The sequence below is a fragment of the Cupriavidus sp. 01T418 genome (genome assembly GCF_056398885.1).
In genome coordinates this window covers 1-14406 of sequence record NZ_JBFTQG010000039.1, presented here as the reverse complement: position 1 = coordinate 14406, position 14406 = coordinate 1, and the positions used below count along the sequence as shown (strand labels likewise).

At 64.2% G+C, this 14406-nt stretch carries 13 protein-coding genes; 7 read left to right on the top strand and 6 right to left on the bottom strand.

Annotation, left to right across the window (positions count from 1 at the left end; translation table 11 throughout):
- Positions 1-10: 10 nt before the first annotated feature.
- The 5 genes from AC1DQ3_RS27580 to AC1DQ3_RS27560 are packed head-to-tail and all read right to left on the bottom strand — an operon-like array spanning position 11 to position 3507.
- Positions 11-796, bottom strand: a complete 786-nt coding sequence (locus AC1DQ3_RS27580) for an SDR family NAD(P)-dependent oxidoreductase (RefSeq protein ID WP_477123331.1) — start codon at positions 794-796, stop codon at positions 11-13.
- A 42-nt stretch (positions 797-838) separates the two neighbouring features.
- Complete coding sequence (locus AC1DQ3_RS27575; protein ID WP_477123330.1) at positions 839-1633, bottom strand: TauD/TfdA dioxygenase family protein; 795 nt, start codon at positions 1631-1633, stop codon at positions 839-841.
- Positions 1634-1681: 48 nt separating this feature from the next.
- On the bottom strand, positions 1682-2653 hold the full coding sequence (locus tag AC1DQ3_RS27570; RefSeq protein ID WP_477123329.1) for a zinc-binding dehydrogenase: 972 nt from the start codon (positions 2651-2653) through the stop codon (positions 1682-1684).
- 37 nt (positions 2654-2690) lie between these two features.
- Entirely contained in the window at positions 2691-3056 is a 366-nt protein-coding gene (locus AC1DQ3_RS27565) for a hypothetical protein (protein WP_477123328.1), read from the bottom strand.
- Positions 3046-3507, bottom strand: a complete 462-nt coding sequence (locus AC1DQ3_RS27560) for a hypothetical protein (RefSeq protein ID WP_477123327.1) — start codon at positions 3505-3507, stop codon at positions 3046-3048. Before AC1DQ3_RS27560 ends, AC1DQ3_RS27565 begins: the two co-directional genes overlap by 11 nt.
- Before the next feature lie 183 nt (positions 3508-3690).
- Between AC1DQ3_RS27560 and AC1DQ3_RS27555 the strand changes: the two genes are divergently transcribed.
- The 7 genes from AC1DQ3_RS27555 (at position 3691) to AC1DQ3_RS27525 (ending at position 13124) form a co-directional block, all read left to right on the top strand.
- Positions 3691-3981, top strand: coding sequence for a UxaA family hydrolase (locus AC1DQ3_RS27555; protein ID WP_477123326.1), 291 nt, complete (start codon positions 3691-3693; stop codon positions 3979-3981).
- A gap of 4 nt (positions 3982-3985) precedes the next feature.
- On the top strand, positions 3986-5140 hold the full coding sequence (locus AC1DQ3_RS27550; protein WP_477123325.1) for a UxaA family hydrolase: 1155 nt from the start codon (positions 3986-3988) through the stop codon (positions 5138-5140).
- 6 nt (positions 5141-5146) lie between these two features.
- Positions 5147-5851: a GntR family transcriptional regulator gene (locus AC1DQ3_RS27545; protein WP_477123324.1), complete on the top strand. Its 705-nt coding sequence runs from the start codon at positions 5147-5149 to the stop codon at positions 5849-5851.
- Positions 5848-6882, top strand: coding sequence for an Ldh family oxidoreductase (locus tag AC1DQ3_RS27540; RefSeq protein ID WP_477123323.1), 1035 nt, complete (start codon positions 5848-5850; stop codon positions 6880-6882). Before AC1DQ3_RS27545 ends, AC1DQ3_RS27540 begins: the two co-directional genes overlap by 4 nt.
- 118 nt (positions 6883-7000) lie before the next feature.
- Complete coding sequence (locus AC1DQ3_RS27535) at positions 7001-10579, top strand: indolepyruvate ferredoxin oxidoreductase family protein (RefSeq protein ID WP_477123322.1); 3579 nt, start codon at positions 7001-7003, stop codon at positions 10577-10579.
- A gap of 101 nt (positions 10580-10680) precedes the next feature.
- Positions 10681-11658: a tripartite tricarboxylate transporter substrate binding protein gene (locus tag AC1DQ3_RS27530; RefSeq protein WP_477123321.1), complete on the top strand. Its 978-nt coding sequence runs from the start codon at positions 10681-10683 to the stop codon at positions 11656-11658.
- A 140-nt stretch (positions 11659-11798) separates the two neighbouring features.
- Positions 11799-13124: an MFS transporter gene (locus tag AC1DQ3_RS27525; protein WP_477123320.1), complete on the top strand. Its 1326-nt coding sequence runs from the start codon at positions 11799-11801 to the stop codon at positions 13122-13124.
- Positions 13125-13424: 300 nt separating this feature from the next.
- Here AC1DQ3_RS27525 and AC1DQ3_RS27520 read toward each other — a convergent pair.
- A partial coding sequence (locus tag AC1DQ3_RS27520) for a porin (protein WP_477123319.1) occupies positions 13425-14406 on the bottom strand: 982 nt, incomplete at its 5' end.

Genomic DNA, 14406 nt, shown 5'->3' with positions numbered 1-14406 from the left:
TGCGTTCGTGCTAAAGCGTGCTGACCATGTGACCGCCATCGACCGGCAGTACGGCGCCGGTGATGTAATCCGAAGCGTTCGACGCCAGCAGGAGCAGCGCGCCATCGAGTTGCTCCGGCTGCCCGAGCCGGCGTTGCGGGATCCGCTTGACCAGCGCCTGGCCGCTATCGGACTCGAAAAAGCGCCGATTGATGTCGGTCTCAAAATACCCCGGCGCCAGCGCATTGACGCGGATGCCATACCGCGCCCATTCCAGCGCGAGCGAGCGTGTCAGGTGAATCAGTCCCGCCTTTGCCGCGGTATAGGCGGGCACCTGCTGGGCGACGCGCAGGCCAAGGATCGAGGCGATGTTGACGATGCTGCCGCCTTTGTCGCCATCGCGCATCGTCTGCGCCGCCTGCCGTGCCACCCGCCACGCGCCGCTCAGATTGGTGTCGATCACGCTTTGCCATTCGTCCTCCGCAACCTCGAGAGCAGGGCGGGTGACGGCAATGCCTGCGCTGTTCACCACGATGTCTACCGTGCCCAACGTACTGGCCGCGGCAGCGAAGGCCGACGCCACCGAGGCCGGATCCCTGACGTCGAGCGAAACCACGCAGCCTTCAGCACCTTCGTCGCGCAGTGCGGCAAGCAACGCCTCGCCTTCGCCGACGCGCCGTCCGGCCAGTGCAACCCGGCATCCCGCACGCGCCAGGGTCAGGGCGAAGTGCCGGCCCAGGCCGCCGAATGCGCCGGTCACCAGTGCGACCTTGCCCTCCAGGTCGGCAAACGGGTTAGGGGCGGGATGCGCTTTCATGCAAGATCTCCTTTGATTGCCAGAATGGATGCCCGCTTCTTGTCAGCAGGGGACTTCGCCTTCCAGCGTTACCCGGTTCAGGATGCGCTCGGCCTCGCCGTAGTCGTGCACGGCATAGTGCATGGTGCAACGGTTGTCCCACATCACGACATCGCCCTGCTGCCACATATGGCGGTAGATGTTATCGGGGCTGGTCGAGTGTTCGTAGAGAAAGTCGAGCAGCGGCCGGCTTTCGGCGGGCGTCATGCCTTCGATGGAGTGAGCCGTGTCGGGATGCCCCACATAGAGCGCCTTGCGGTGTGTCTCCGGATGGGTGCGAACAAGGGGGTGGACCGCCGAGGGCACCGCATCCGACCCCGTCATCCGGGCGAGCCGCAGTCCCGTGAAGCGTACGCGCAGGCCCTCGAGCATGCGTTGCATGGCGGGCGACAGGCGCGCGTAGGCCAGATATTGATTGCACCACATCGTGTCTCCGCCGCGCGGGACCACCACCGCSGAGAGAATGGAGATCTTGGGCGGCACCTCGGTATAGATGGAGTCGGAGTGCCAGGCCTCGGTGGAGGCCGTCTCCTTGGGAATCTTGGTGACCTGGGCGAGTTCAGGGAAGTCCGACAGCCCCCGCAGCAGCGGATTGTTTTGCACCGGCTTGCCCCAGCGCCTGGCAAATGCGATCTGGGCCTCAGGCTGGAGCCTTTGGCCGCGGTAGACCAGCACGCCGTATTCAAGGAATGCCCGATGCAACTCTTCGAAGGCCGCGTCGGCAATCGGTTCGTTCAAATCGATGCCTTCCACCGACGCGCCAACCGAGCCGGTGAGCGGTGTGACCTGGATACCCATGAATGTCTCCTGTTCGTTATTGAAAACTCAAAAACTCAAAAGGATGAATCAGTCCGCGACGAGCACGATCTTGCCGACATGCTGGTCAAGCTGCATATAGGCGTGCGCTTCGCCAATGGCATCCATCGGAAAGGTGCGGTCGATCGGCAGACGGATCCGCCCAGCCGCCAGGAAGGGCAGCATGTCGCGCGCGCAAGCCTGGATGCATTCCAGCCGCTCCTGCTCCGAGCGGGTGCGGAATGTCACGCCGACCAGCGTCAGCCGCTTGAGYCAGAGCAGGCTCAGGTCGATCTGCGCCGTGTTCGAACCCAGCCGGGCAATATTGACCAGCCGTCCCTTGACCGCGAGGCTCTGCATATTTGCCTCGAAGACCGGGCCGCCCACGGTGTCGATGATGAGATCGACGCCACGCTTGTCCGTGGCAGCCATGACGGCATCGACCTGCGATTCGCTCGATGCGTTGATGCCCACATCGACGCCGAACTGGCTCAGGCGATCGAGCTTGGCTGCCGAGCGCGAAGTGGCGATCACCGGCTTGGCGCCAAGCAGCGACGCGATCTGGATCGCGGCCATGGCCACGCCGCCCGACGCGCCATTGATCAATATCGACTCGCCGGTGCGCAGCCGGCCATTGGTCACCACCGCGTCGTGGGCCGTGATGAAGACATTGGGGAACGCCGCGGCATCGATCCAGGAAAGACCACCGGGTACCGGCATCAGTGCCAGCGGATCGGCGATCACGTATTCGGCCTGGCAGCCGCGGCCGTGGCCCATGACGCGATCCCCCTCGCTCCAGCCGCGCACGCCGTCGCCGACCGCTGCCACCTCCCCGGCAAATTCGACGCCTGTGGTGATCGTATTGCCCGTGCGCAATTCACGCGCCTGGTTGATCTCGCCCCGGTTGAGACCGGCGGCTCGCACCCTGACCAGAACCTGGCCGGCGCCGGCGACCGGAACGGGGATGTCCTGTATTTCCACCTTGCCGCCAGTAGGGCTCGGTATGACACGTACTGCTCTCACTGCTGTCTCCTTTTCATATGGTCCTGCAGTAGATCGATCACTCGCCGGCGAGGGCCTTGGTACGGATCAGCGCCAGCAGTTCAAGGGCGCGCTCGGCGGCGCGCTCGCCGCCCGCCAGGTTGCCGCGGACAAAGGGCGGCCGGATATCCTCGATCTCGGCCAGCATCTGCATCAACTCGCCGTCCGCGATGCTGAGCCGTCGGAACTCGTTGATGGTCAGCAGGTAAGTGTGAAAGACGTCGCTATCCGGCTGGTTCGCACGCAGGCGATGCAGCGCGGCGTTCAACCAGTGCGTGCCCGCCAGCATGGCGGCCTCGATCCTGATTTCGTAGTCGGCTGGGCCGCACTTCTGCAGCGAGCGCTCGATCCGGCGCGCGATGGCGATATGGGCGTCAACGTGCATCTTTGTCTCCCTGCATCCGGCTGGCCAATAGCTGCAGGCAACGGGCAAGGGCAGCATCGCATTCCCCGGCAATGTCCGCCGTCGGCACCAGCCCCTCGCGCAGGCAGGGATCCCGATGGCGTTCGACGATCTCCATTTCATGCATCATCGCCGCCACATCCTCCGGGACCGGGGCGTCGATCTTCGGCCTGCCCACGTGCAGCACATCGCCGAGCGGGCGGAATGCCGGACGCAGCGAGCCGTCCGGCTGTGGCACCAGGTAGGCGCCTGGCTGCGTCGGGAACACATCGTCGTCCAGCGTGACGGCGGCATGATGGAGTGCTGCGTTGACGGCGTGCGTGCCAGCCGTCATGCCGGTCCAGAACCACAGTTCAAAGTCCTGGAGAGGATCGAGGCGTTCGCGCAATGCCTCCAGCTTTGCAATCTTCTCCATGTGGGAAACCACCTTCATGCCTTGTCTCCTGAATTCGCGGCAGTGCCGCCCTTGTTGTGAAGATAGGCACAGCGCGCCTTGCTGTCAAGAACTTCTATATAGGACTGCTATTCTTTGAGTAGTGGATTTCCCCAGTAAACCTTGACACTATGGCCTTCCGCTAACTACAGTACATCAAACACCTATATAGGAATCCAGCAAATGCCACGTGCCATCGTACTCAACCAGGCGGACAACGTCGCCACGCTGCTCGATGCCGGCCGTGCCGGCGAGCCCTGCATCCTTCAAGGAGAGTCATCGGGCCAGATGACCCTGCTCCAGGATGTGCCGTTTGGCCACAAGGTCTGCATCGCGGATACCCCGCAGAGCGCCGATGTCCTGAAGTACGGCCAGGTCATCGGGCGGGCCAGCCGGAACCTGAAGGTTGGCGAACACATGCACGTGCACAACATCGAGTCGACCCGCGCCCGCGGCGATCTGGAAAAGAGGTAAGCAAATGGCAATGACATTCCTTGGCTACCGCCGCGAGAACGACGCAGTTGGCGTACGCAACTGGGTAGCGGTGATTTCCGTGATGGACAACTGCAACCCGGTCACGCGCACCATCGCGCAGACTGTCAGCGGCTGTATCCCCGTTACCACCTTGTTCGTGCGCGGGCAGTTCGGCGCCGACCTGGATTTCGCCTATGAGTCGCTGGCGGGACTGGGACGCAATCCCAATGTCGCCGCAGTCCTGCTGGTGGGACTCGAAGCTTCGTCGACGGAAGAGGTGGCGCGCCGTATCAGGACGACGGGGAAGCCCGTGGAAACGGTGCATCTGCAACCGAATGGCACGATCGACTGCATTGCCGCCGGCACCCGCAAGGCCTTGAAGCTCTCGCTGGCGGCCTCGCGTGCAAGGCGCGAACGCTGCCCGGTGTCGTCGCTGGTCCTGGGCGTCGAATGCGGCGGTTCGGATACCACGTCCGGCCTGAGCTGCAATCCGACGATCGGCCGCCTGGCCGACCGGGTGATCGAAGAGGGGGGCACCGTCATTATTTCCGAGACGTCCGAGTTCATTGGCGCGGAGCACCTGTTTGCCGCGCGTGCCGTCGACGCATCAGTCAGGGAAGCCTTCGTCAAGGCGGTCCGCGACATGGAGAATCTCGCGATTATCCGTGGCGTGGATATGCGCGAATCCCAGCCCTCGCCCGACAACAAGCGGGGCGGGCTGACCACGGTCGAGGAGAAAGCCCTGGGCGCGATGGCCAAGGCTGGCTCGAGCCCACTGGTTGGCGTGCTGCGCTATGGCGAAGCTCCGGGAAAAAAAGGCCTGCATTTCATGGACGCTCCGGCGGCGGCAGTGGAAAATCTCAGTGCACTTGCCGCCGGCGGTTGCCAGCTCACCTTTTTTGGCACGGGGGTCGGCAATCCGATCGGCAGCATGGTCGCTCCGACGGTCAAGGTTTGCGGCAACGTCAATACGCTGGAGACCATGGCCGATAACATTGATTTCGACGCAAGCGGGATCCTCGAGAAGGGACAAAAAATCTCCGATGTGGGCGATCGGCTGTATGCCTACGCCATGGAGGTGGCATCCGGCACCCGTCTCAGCAGCGAGCTACTGGACATCAGGGAAACCGCAATCAGTCGATTTGCACTTAGCCTCTGAGTCAACATGACAAAGCTGATCAGCGTCTCCGACGCCATTATCCGTTCCATTGAATCCGGCGCGCTGCGCGAGGGTGACAGGTTGCCTTCCGAGGGCGAGCTTGCCACGGCGCACGGCGTCAGCGTGGGCACGATTCAGAAGGCGCTGGCGCGTCTGTCGCACTCCGGACTGATCACCCGCGAGCAGGGACGCGGCACCTTCGTCTCGGGCGCCAGGGTCGCGCCTGCCGATGTGCGCTATCTGCGCTTTCGCGATGCCGACGGAAACGAGCTGCCTTCCTACGTCCATGCGCGCTCGGTCAAGCGGCTCAAGCGCAAGGGGCCGTGGTCGGAGTTCCTCGATGGCGAAGCCTTCGTTCGCATTGAACGCATCATCAATGTGGGCGGGCGCTTCGATCTGTACAGCGAGTTCTGGCTGCGCGAGGAGGACTTCGCGCAACTGGGCGGCGTTGAGCGCGGCGAACTCGAGAAGAATCTGCGGGAACTGCTCGGGCAGCGCCTGGCGCTCCCAACGTTGCGCGTGGACCAGTGGATGCGATTCGACGAAATCCCGTCGGTAGCGGCCCGCGAGCTTGGCCTCGAAGCCGGGCAGCCGGGCTTCGTCATGGAACTGCGCGGCTATACGCTGCGTGACCGCCCCCTGTACTACCAGACGGTCTATTCCGGCCCGTTTTCGGAGCGCCTCATGGTGGTGCGGGAGAAGAGCGCATGAGCACGCATTGGAACGTTCAGGCGCTTGAGCACTGGACGACCCGGGTATTCGCAGGCTGCGGCGTGCCGCCGGAGCAGGCGGCCGAAGCCGCCGCCATCCTGGTGCGCAGCGAGTTGCGGGGCTATAAGACGCACGGCATGACTCGCCTGGCGTCCTATGTGGAGCGGCTGCGGGCGAACGAGTTCAATCCCAGGCCGGAGATGGCAGTTCGATCCTTCCCCGGCGGCATCGTGCTGCAGGCCGATGCCGCCATGGGGCAGATCGCCGGCCCTTATGCCGTACGCCTGGGACTGGAAGCCCTGGAGACCAGCGCTTCCGTACTGATCGTGCTGCAATCGTGCGGCCATCTGGGGGCGCTAGGCATCCACGCCTTGCTGGCCGCGGAGGCGGGCGCCTTCTCCATGATCGGGCAACGCACGCCGCCGGCACTCGCGATGGAGGGATTCCCGCGCCCGGCGATCGGACACAACCCGATTGCGTTCGGTTGCCCAATGCCGGGGCAGCCTCCGATCATATTCGACGTGGCTTGCAGCGTGGCCGCGCGTGGCCACATCCTGCTCGCCGCCCGTGAGGGAAAGCCGATCCCGCAAGGGTGGGCGCTGGATGCGGACGGCCGGCCCACCACCGACGCCAGGCGCGCGCTGGGCGGGTCACTGCTGCCGATGGGCGGGCACAAGGGCATCGGCATCGCCATGATGGTGGAGTGCCTGGCCGGTGCCCTCGCGGCCACGGCCGCTTCGCACGCACCGGAGCCGGGCAATGCCCCGCATGGCCGTGCCGCCGCCATGCAGGATGGGTTCCTCTGGATGGTCAAGCCTGAATCCTTCGCCGGGCAGGCACCCTTTGGCGCGTATATGCGCCAATGGACCGAGACCTACCTTTGCGCAGGCGGCGATGAAGCGCGGCTGCCCGGCAATCGTGGCGACGCATTGGAGCGCGAGGCACGCGCGCACGGCATCGTGCTGCCCGCTGCGATCGCGCAGGAGTTAAGCGCGCTTGGCGAACAGCTCGGCGTGCGATTTCCGACATAAGCATTAGCACAAGCACAAGCACAAGCACAAGCACCGAAGCGCCACACGTACCGGATCCTTGCGAGCCCGGCGGGTGCCGGTCGCCCTCCCCACAACATGATTGGTGAGTACCTGCCCTATGAATGCCCCTCTCTCAGACGCTTCACGCAAGGCCATGGAAATCGTCACGCTCGACGACAAGTACGCACTGGATACGGGGCGTGCCTTCATGAGCGGCGTCCAGGCACTGGTGCGCCTGCCGCTGCTGCAGCGCAAACGCGATGCACTGGCCGGCCACAATACCGCCGCATTTATTTCCGGCTACCGGGGCTCTCCGCTCGGCGGATACGACCAGGCGCTGTGGCAGGCCAAGAAGCACCTCGCGGACAATCACGTCGTCTTCAAGCCCGGCGTCAACGAGGAACTCGGCGTGACCGCGGTGTGGGGCTCGCAGCAACTCGAGTTCGATGCCGAGAGCAAGAAGTACGACGGCGTGTTTGGCATCTGGTACGGCAAGGGCCCGGGAGTGGACCGCAGCGGCGATGCGCTCAAGCACGCCAATCTGGCAGGCACCGCGCCGCTGGGTGGTGTGATCGCACTGGCAGGGGATGACCACGTGTCCAAGAGCAGCACGCTCGCGCACCAGAGCGACCCTACGTTGATCGCCTGCGGGCTGCCGGTGTTCTTTCCCGCCAGCGTGCAGGACATTCTGGATCTGGGCGTGCATGCCTTTGCCATGAGCCGCTTCAGTGGCTTGTGGGCCGGCATGAAGACCGTGCAGGAGGTGGTGGAGGCGGGCGCGTCGGTGGTCACCGATGCCGACCGGGTGCGCATCCTGCTGCCCGAGGATTTCGCCATGCCGCAGGGCGGCTTGCATATCCGCTGGCCCGACGATCCGCTGGCGGCGGAAGCGCGGATGATGGAGATCAAGTGGCCGGCGGCGCTGGCCTATATCCGCGCAAACCGGCTCAACCGCAACGTGATTGAAGGGCAGAATGACCGCCTGGGCATCATCGCCAGCGGCAAGGCCTACAGCGACACCCGGCAGGCGCTGGCCGACCTTGGCCTGGACGACGCCTTGTGCCGCGCGATTGGCGTGCGGCTGCATAAGGTGAGCGTGGTGTGGCCGCTGGAGCCGACGAGCGTGCGCGAGTTCGCGCACGGCCTGCGTGAAATCCTCGTGGTCGAGGAGAAGCGCCCGATCATCGAGCAGCAGTTGAAGGATGAGCTGTACCACTATCGCGCCGACGCACGGCCTGCCGTGATCGGCAAGTACGAGCCGGCCGACGGTGAAGGCGCCGGCGGTGAATGGAGCCACCGCAAGCCGGCGGAAAGCTGGCTGCTGCGCGCCAAGGCCGACCTGAGCCCCGCGCTGATCGCCAAGGCCATCGCTGGCCGCCTGAAGAAGCTGGGCGTGCCCCCGGATGTCGCCGCGCGGATGGACGTGCGCCTGGCGCAAATCGAGGCCAAGGATCGCCAGTTCCCCCAGGGCGACAGCCGCGGCGTCGACCGTCTCCCGTGGTTCTGTCCAGGTTGTCCGCACAACACCAGCACCCGTGTGCCGGACGGATCGATTGCCATGGCCGGGATCGGATGCCACGGCATGGTGGTCTGGATGGACCGTTCGACCACGTCGTGGACACAGATGGGCGGCGAGGGCGTGCCCTGGATGGGGCAGGCGCCGTTCAGCAAGCGCGCGCACATGTTCGCCAATCTGGGCGACGGCACGTACAACCACTCCGGCTCGCTGGCGGTGCGGCAATCGATCAATGCCGGCGTCAATATCACCTACAAGATCCTCTACAACAGCGCCGTTGCCATGACGGGCGGGCAACCGGTCGACGGGCAACTGGACGTACCGGGCATGACGCGCGAACTGGCGTCGGAGGGGGCCAAGCGCATTGTCGTGGTGACCGACGAGCCGCAGAAGTATGCTGTCGTCAAGGACCTGGCGCCTGGCGTCACCATACGCCACCGCGATGAACTCGATGCCGTGCAGCGCGAGCTGCGGGTGGTCGAGGGTGCCACCGTGATCATCTACGACCAGGCGTGCGCCACCAAGAAGCGGCGGGAGCGCAAGCGCGGCACCATGGTCGATCCGGACAAGCGCGTCATCATCAACGAACTGGTTTGCGAAGGCTGCGGGGATTGTTCGGTCGAGAGCAACTGCGTAGCGGTACAGCCGCTCGAAACCGAGTTCGGCCGCAAGCGTGAGATCAACCAGAACACCTGCAACAAGGACTTTTCCTGCGTCAAGGGCTTCTGCCCGAGTTTCGTCACGGTGGAGGGCGGCAAGCTCAAGAAGCCGGAGGCGGCGCGCAAGACGAAGCTCGCCGATATGCCGGCGCTTCCCGAACCGAAGCTGCCGGATGCCGCCAAGGCCCAGCGCATCGTGGTGGCAGGCGTCGGCGGGACGGGGATCGTCACCATCGGCCAGGTACTCGGCATGGCAGCCCACCTGGAAGGCAAGAGCGTGATCACGCAGGATGCCACCGGCATGGCGCAGATGGGTGGCGCCACCTGGAGCCACATCCAGATTGCCAGCGAGGCCGATGCCCTGCACGCAACGCGAGTCGATGTCGCCATGGCGGACCTGGTGATCGCCTCCGATACGGTGGTCGGTGCCAGCAAGGCAACGCTGGCGACCATGTTGCACGGCCGTACCTTTGTCGTGCTCAACAGCCACGTGACGCCGACTTCGGCCTTTGTCCGCGACCCGGACTGGCAGTCTCACAGCGACCAGGCGATTGCGGCGATCGCACAAGGCGTCGAGGCCGGCCAGATCGGCATCTTCGATGCCGAACAGGTGGCGACGCAATTGCTTGGCCAGTCGATCTACTCCAACCTGATGCTGCTCGGCTACGCCTGGCAGAAGGGCAGGGTGCCGCTCTCGCGCGAAGCGCTGATGCGTGCCATTGAACTCAACGCCGTGCAGGTCGACAACAACAAGGCGGCCTTTGAGTGGGGCCGGCACTGCGCGCACGATCTGGCCAGGGTGCCCGTGCGGTCCGCCGATGCCCAGGTGGTCCAGTTTGTCAGGAAGCCTTCGATCGGCGATTTCATCGGCAAGCGCGCCGAGTTCCTCGCCAGCTACCAGAACCGCGCCTATGCCGCGCAGTATGAGGATTTTGTCGCCAGGGTGCAGGCGGTGGAGTCGCGCTTTGGCAGCAGCAAGGTGACCGAGGCGGTCGCACGCTACCTGTTCAAGCTGATGGCCTACAAGGACGAGTACGAGGTGGCGCGGCTGCATACCGACCCGGCCTTCATCGGCAAGGTCGCCGCGATGTTCGAGGGCGATTTCAAGCTGGTCCACCATCTGGCGCCGCCGTTGATGGCCAGGAAGAACGAGAAGGGCGAACTCGTCAAGCGGCCATTCGGCCCGTGGATGCGCACGGCGTTCCGGATCATGGCCAGGCTCAAAGGCCTGCGTGGCACCCCCTTCGATGCGTTCGGCTACACCGAGGAACGCAAGGTGGAGAGGGCGCTGATCGGGGAGTACCGCAAGAGTATCGAAGAGCTCCTGCAAACGCTGTCGCAACAGAATCTCGACCTGGCACTGGATATCGCGCGCCTGCCGGAAGACATCCGTGGCTACGGCCACGTCAAGGCGCGAAATCTGGCCGCAGTCCGGGCCAGGTGGGAACGCTTGATGGCGCAGTGGCGTGACGCCCCTGGTGGACGGAGCAAGGCCGAGCCGAAGCGCAAAGCCATTGCCTGAGTCAAAGGCTGCGTACCCGGCGTACCAAGCGTACGCAGCCTACCAACAAGCAAGTTTGTATGTAGAGCATCATCAAAACACGATAAAGTCTGGAGACCGTGATGAACTTCGTACTGCGCCATGCAGGCCTGTTTCTGTCTGCCATTGCACTGGCTGCTACCGTCCCCTGCGCGTGGGCGCAGGGTGGGTACCCAAACAAGCCGATCCGCATCATCGTACCGTGGCCGGCCGGGGGCGGCGTCGACTCCGTCACCCGTACCGTGGCGGAGAAGCTCTCCATCAGTCTTGGCCAGCCGGTCCTGGTGGACAACCGGCCCGGCGCCACAGGCAATATCGGTGCGGCCATGGGCGCGAAGGCAGCACCGGATGGCTATACGCTGCTGGTGGCAGGCGCACCGATGACGATCAACGCAAGCCTCTACAGCAACCTGCCCTTCGACGCGAGCAAGGATTTTGCGCCGCTCGGCCTGCTGGCCAGTTCACCCTATGTGCTGGTGGTCAATCCGACGGTGGCGAAATCGGTGAAGGAACTGGTGGCCAGTGCCAGATCGGAGCCGGGCCGGATGAGCTATGCGTCGCCAGGACCCGGAACGCAACAGCACCTGGTTGGAGAGTCGTTCAAGGACGCAGCCCACATCAACGTCATCCATGTCCCTTACAAGGGCGGGCCGCAGGCACTGACCGACATGGTCGGCGGCCATATCGCGATGATGTTCCACGGCCTTCCCGCCGTGCTGCCGTTCGTGAAATCCGGCCAGGTCAGAGCCATCGCGGTTGCCAGCAAGCAGCGCCTGAGCATGCTGCAGGATGTGCCGACCATGGCGGAAGCGGGATTCCCTGGTATCGAGGGGAGCGAATGGTATGGCCTGGTGGCGCCTGCCGGAACGCCGAAGGAAATCGTGGCGCGCCTCGGCAGCGAGATCGCGAAAGCCCTGAACATGCCGAGTGTCCGCGATCAGTTGATCGGCAGAGGCTATGAACCGGCCAGCGGCACCCCCGAGCAGTTCGGCACGTTCATCGCCGCCGAGCAGAAGAAGTGGGCCATCGTGGTCAAGCAATCGGGGGTGCGCGTGGACTAGTGGATACCAGTACGGATGCGCGTGACCAAGCGGAAAACTGGCGCAAACGCGAGTGACGGCGGGCCGCCGGCAGCACAGCAACGACTACCGTCAGCGAGCAATGTACTCGCTGATCCACCGCCGCAAGGCAGGAGACACCAATGCCCTCTGATCCGACTGCGATGGGAGCCACATCCCCACGCGCCATGCCGAACACTACAGCGCCCAAGAAGCTATCCAAGGTTTCGGCCGTTTCCGCCATTACCATCGGTGGCGCACTGGAACTGTATGACTCGGGTGTCTACAACTTCTTCGCCCTCCTGATCGTTCCCCTGTATTTTCCAGTCGGCAATCCTCTCGGCCAGTTGCTGCTGTCCTTCGGCACCTTTGGGGCAGGCTATCTGATGCGGCCTTTGGGCGGCCTGGTCATCGGTATGTATGCCGACCGCGTAGGCCGCAAGCCGGCGGTGGTGCTCTCGATGTGGCTGATGGCCGCCAGTGCGTTGATTTTGGTGGTGACGCCACCCTATGCGCAACTTGGCGTCCTTGCCCCCGTGCTGATGATTCTTGCCCGCCTGATCCAGGGCTTCGCCATCGGCGGCGAGATGGGCTCTGCCAGCGCGATGCTGCTCGAGTATGCGGATGAGCGATCGCGGGGCTACTACACCAGTTGGCAGGCATCCAGCCAGGGCGTTGCCGCTGTCTTCGCTGCCTTGGTTGCACTGGTGCTCAGTCATGCGCTGCCGCCTTCCGCGCTTGAGTCATGGGGGTGGCGCGTCGCCTTTCTGATTGGCATCCTGGTGATTCCGATCGGCCAGATCATCCGGCGCCGCCTGGAGGAGACGCTGGTGCCGGAGCCGAAGAAGGCGTCGAAGAAAGGTGCCGGCCGCGCGTTGCTGAAGGCGCATTGGCGCGAATTGCTGGCGAGCGTCCTGCTGATGATCGGCCTCGCGGCCTCGATCCACGTGATCGCCTTCTACCTGGCCAACTACGCAACCTTCCAGTTGCATATCGCGCGCGCGGATGCCATCTGGGCAGGCTTCGTCGCCGCGCTGGTACTGGCGGTGTTCGCACCGCTGTCCGGTTGGCTCTGCGATCGCGTCGGCCGCCGCAAGGTAGTCTGGTGGTCCCGGATTGCGCTGTTAGTCACGATCTATCCCGCCTTCTCGCTCCTGAACCGCTTTCCATCCCTGACGTGCTTGCTGGTCGTGGTAGGGCTGCTGGCCGTACCGATGGCGATGACTTCTCCCGCCACGATGGTGCTGGTCAGCGAGGTGCTGCCGCAGCGGCTGCGCGCAACCGGCATGTCGGTCACGTATTACGTGGCGATCGCGGTGTTCGGCGGCTTCGCGCAGTTGTTCTCGACGATGCTGATGGAGGTCACGGGAAACCCTAACGCGCCGGCTCTCTATGTCATGGGCTGCGGCGTTGTCTCGCTGATCGGGCTAGCCATGGTGCCGGAGACGTTGGGGCGGCGCTTGTCGTGAGCAGGAGGATTCTGCGACCCGATTAAAACGCGTCGGCGGGAGCATGGCAGGCGAGGCTGGGACAGCAGGCGGTGTCCCGCTTCGCCATCACCCGGCAGTCTGGCGGCACCCAAACCGAGCCGCGGCAACACATGCCCGTAGTTGCACAGTGATCTGTGCCGGCTGCGATAGCGATAGTGCCAAGAAAAATGCCGCCGAGGCGGCATGAAGAGCATGAGGGGCTGGATGCACGCGAGCGTATCCGCTCGCTGCCCGCACCACTGCGCAAATAGGACTTTGTCACATGCCGTTGGACCGCCCTTAGAACTTGTGGCGAATACCCAGGGCGACACCGAGCATATTGCTTTGGCCGCTGGCAAGCGCGTAGCTATTGCCAAGGGACAGGCTGTTGGCATAGCCGATCGTCGGGGAATCCAGTCCCAGACCCGCATTCTTTGCATATGCCGTGGTCAGGTAGATATCCGTCCGCTTGGAAAACGAGTAGTCGGCAATGAAGGCAATCTGCCATGGATTCGCCACCGAGGTGCTGCCCAGGAAGTTCTTGACGTTGGCGTAGTCGTACTCGAGCGTCAGGCCAAGCGCCGCCGTCACCTGGTAGTTGGCGCCGATCCAGTAGAAGTCGTCGCGCTCGATCACGCTGCCGTTCTGGTTCTTGTTCTGGCCCCAGCGGTAGCCGCCCATGACCTTTGCCGGGCCGATCGAATAGCTGGCCGCGACCGTCGCCTTCTTGAAGGTGCCGGTGCCGAGGACAGCGGCGGTCGAGGGGTTGGAAATGGTCGGGTTGAACTGGTCGTAAGCAACGGCCACACCGAACGGGCCGGCAATGTAGGTCACACCCGCGCCATAGGCAGTGTCGCGGCGGAACTGGCCCGGCACTTCGCCGTTGCCACCGAGCGCCGGGCCGTTGAACACCGTCGTCGGCAATGCCAGGCCGGTGCCGAATGACCAGTGTGCCAGTGCGGTCACCGGACCGAACCGGCCCGTGTACTTGACGGTGTTGTCCTCGCGGAAGTTCGCGCCGGTCAGCATCACGATCGGTTCATACTGCGTGGCAAAGGCAGCCGGCACAAAGTTGGCGATGCTCTCGAACATCGAAGTGTACTGACGGCCGAAGGTCACTTGGCCAAACTGCTCGCTCTGGATGCCCACATAGGCCTGGCGACCGAACAGGCGGCCGCCTTGCTGCGATGTGCCGGTGTCCAGGTTAAAGCCGCTTTCCAGAACGAAAACGGATTTCAGGCCGCTGCCGAGATCTTCCACGCCGCGCAAGCCCCAACGCGAG

What these genes read in the sequence shown, in the direction of transcription:
- AC1DQ3_RS27580 (WP_477123331.1), bottom strand. Translation starts at nt 796, where the DNA reads ATGAAAGCGCATCCCGCCCCTAACCCGTTTGCCGACCTGGAGGGCAAG.
- AC1DQ3_RS27565 (WP_477123328.1), bottom strand. Translation starts at nt 3,056, where the DNA reads ATGCACGTTGACGCCCATATCGCCATCGCGCGCCGGATCGAGCGCTCG.
- AC1DQ3_RS27560 (WP_477123327.1), bottom strand. Translation starts at nt 3,507, where the DNA reads ATGAAGGTGGTTTCCCACATGGAGAAGATTGCAAAGCTGGAGGCATTG.
- AC1DQ3_RS27555 (WP_477123326.1), top strand. Translation starts at nt 3,691, where the DNA reads ATGCCACGTGCCATCGTACTCAACCAGGCGGACAACGTCGCCACGCTG.
- AC1DQ3_RS27550 (WP_477123325.1), top strand. Translation starts at nt 3,986, where the DNA reads ATGGCAATGACATTCCTTGGCTACCGCCGCGAGAACGACGCAGTTGGC.
- AC1DQ3_RS27545 (WP_477123324.1), top strand. Translation starts at nt 5,147, where the DNA reads ATGACAAAGCTGATCAGCGTCTCCGACGCCATTATCCGTTCCATTGAA.
- AC1DQ3_RS27540 (WP_477123323.1), top strand. Translation starts at nt 5,848, where the DNA reads ATGAGCACGCATTGGAACGTTCAGGCGCTTGAGCACTGGACGACCCGG.
- AC1DQ3_RS27535 (WP_477123322.1), top strand. Translation starts at nt 7,001, where the DNA reads ATGAATGCCCCTCTCTCAGACGCTTCACGCAAGGCCATGGAAATCGTC.
- AC1DQ3_RS27530 (WP_477123321.1), top strand. Translation starts at nt 10,681, where the DNA reads ATGAACTTCGTACTGCGCCATGCAGGCCTGTTTCTGTCTGCCATTGCA.
- AC1DQ3_RS27525 (WP_477123320.1), top strand. Translation starts at nt 11,799, where the DNA reads ATGCCCTCTGATCCGACTGCGATGGGAGCCACATCCCCACGCGCCATG.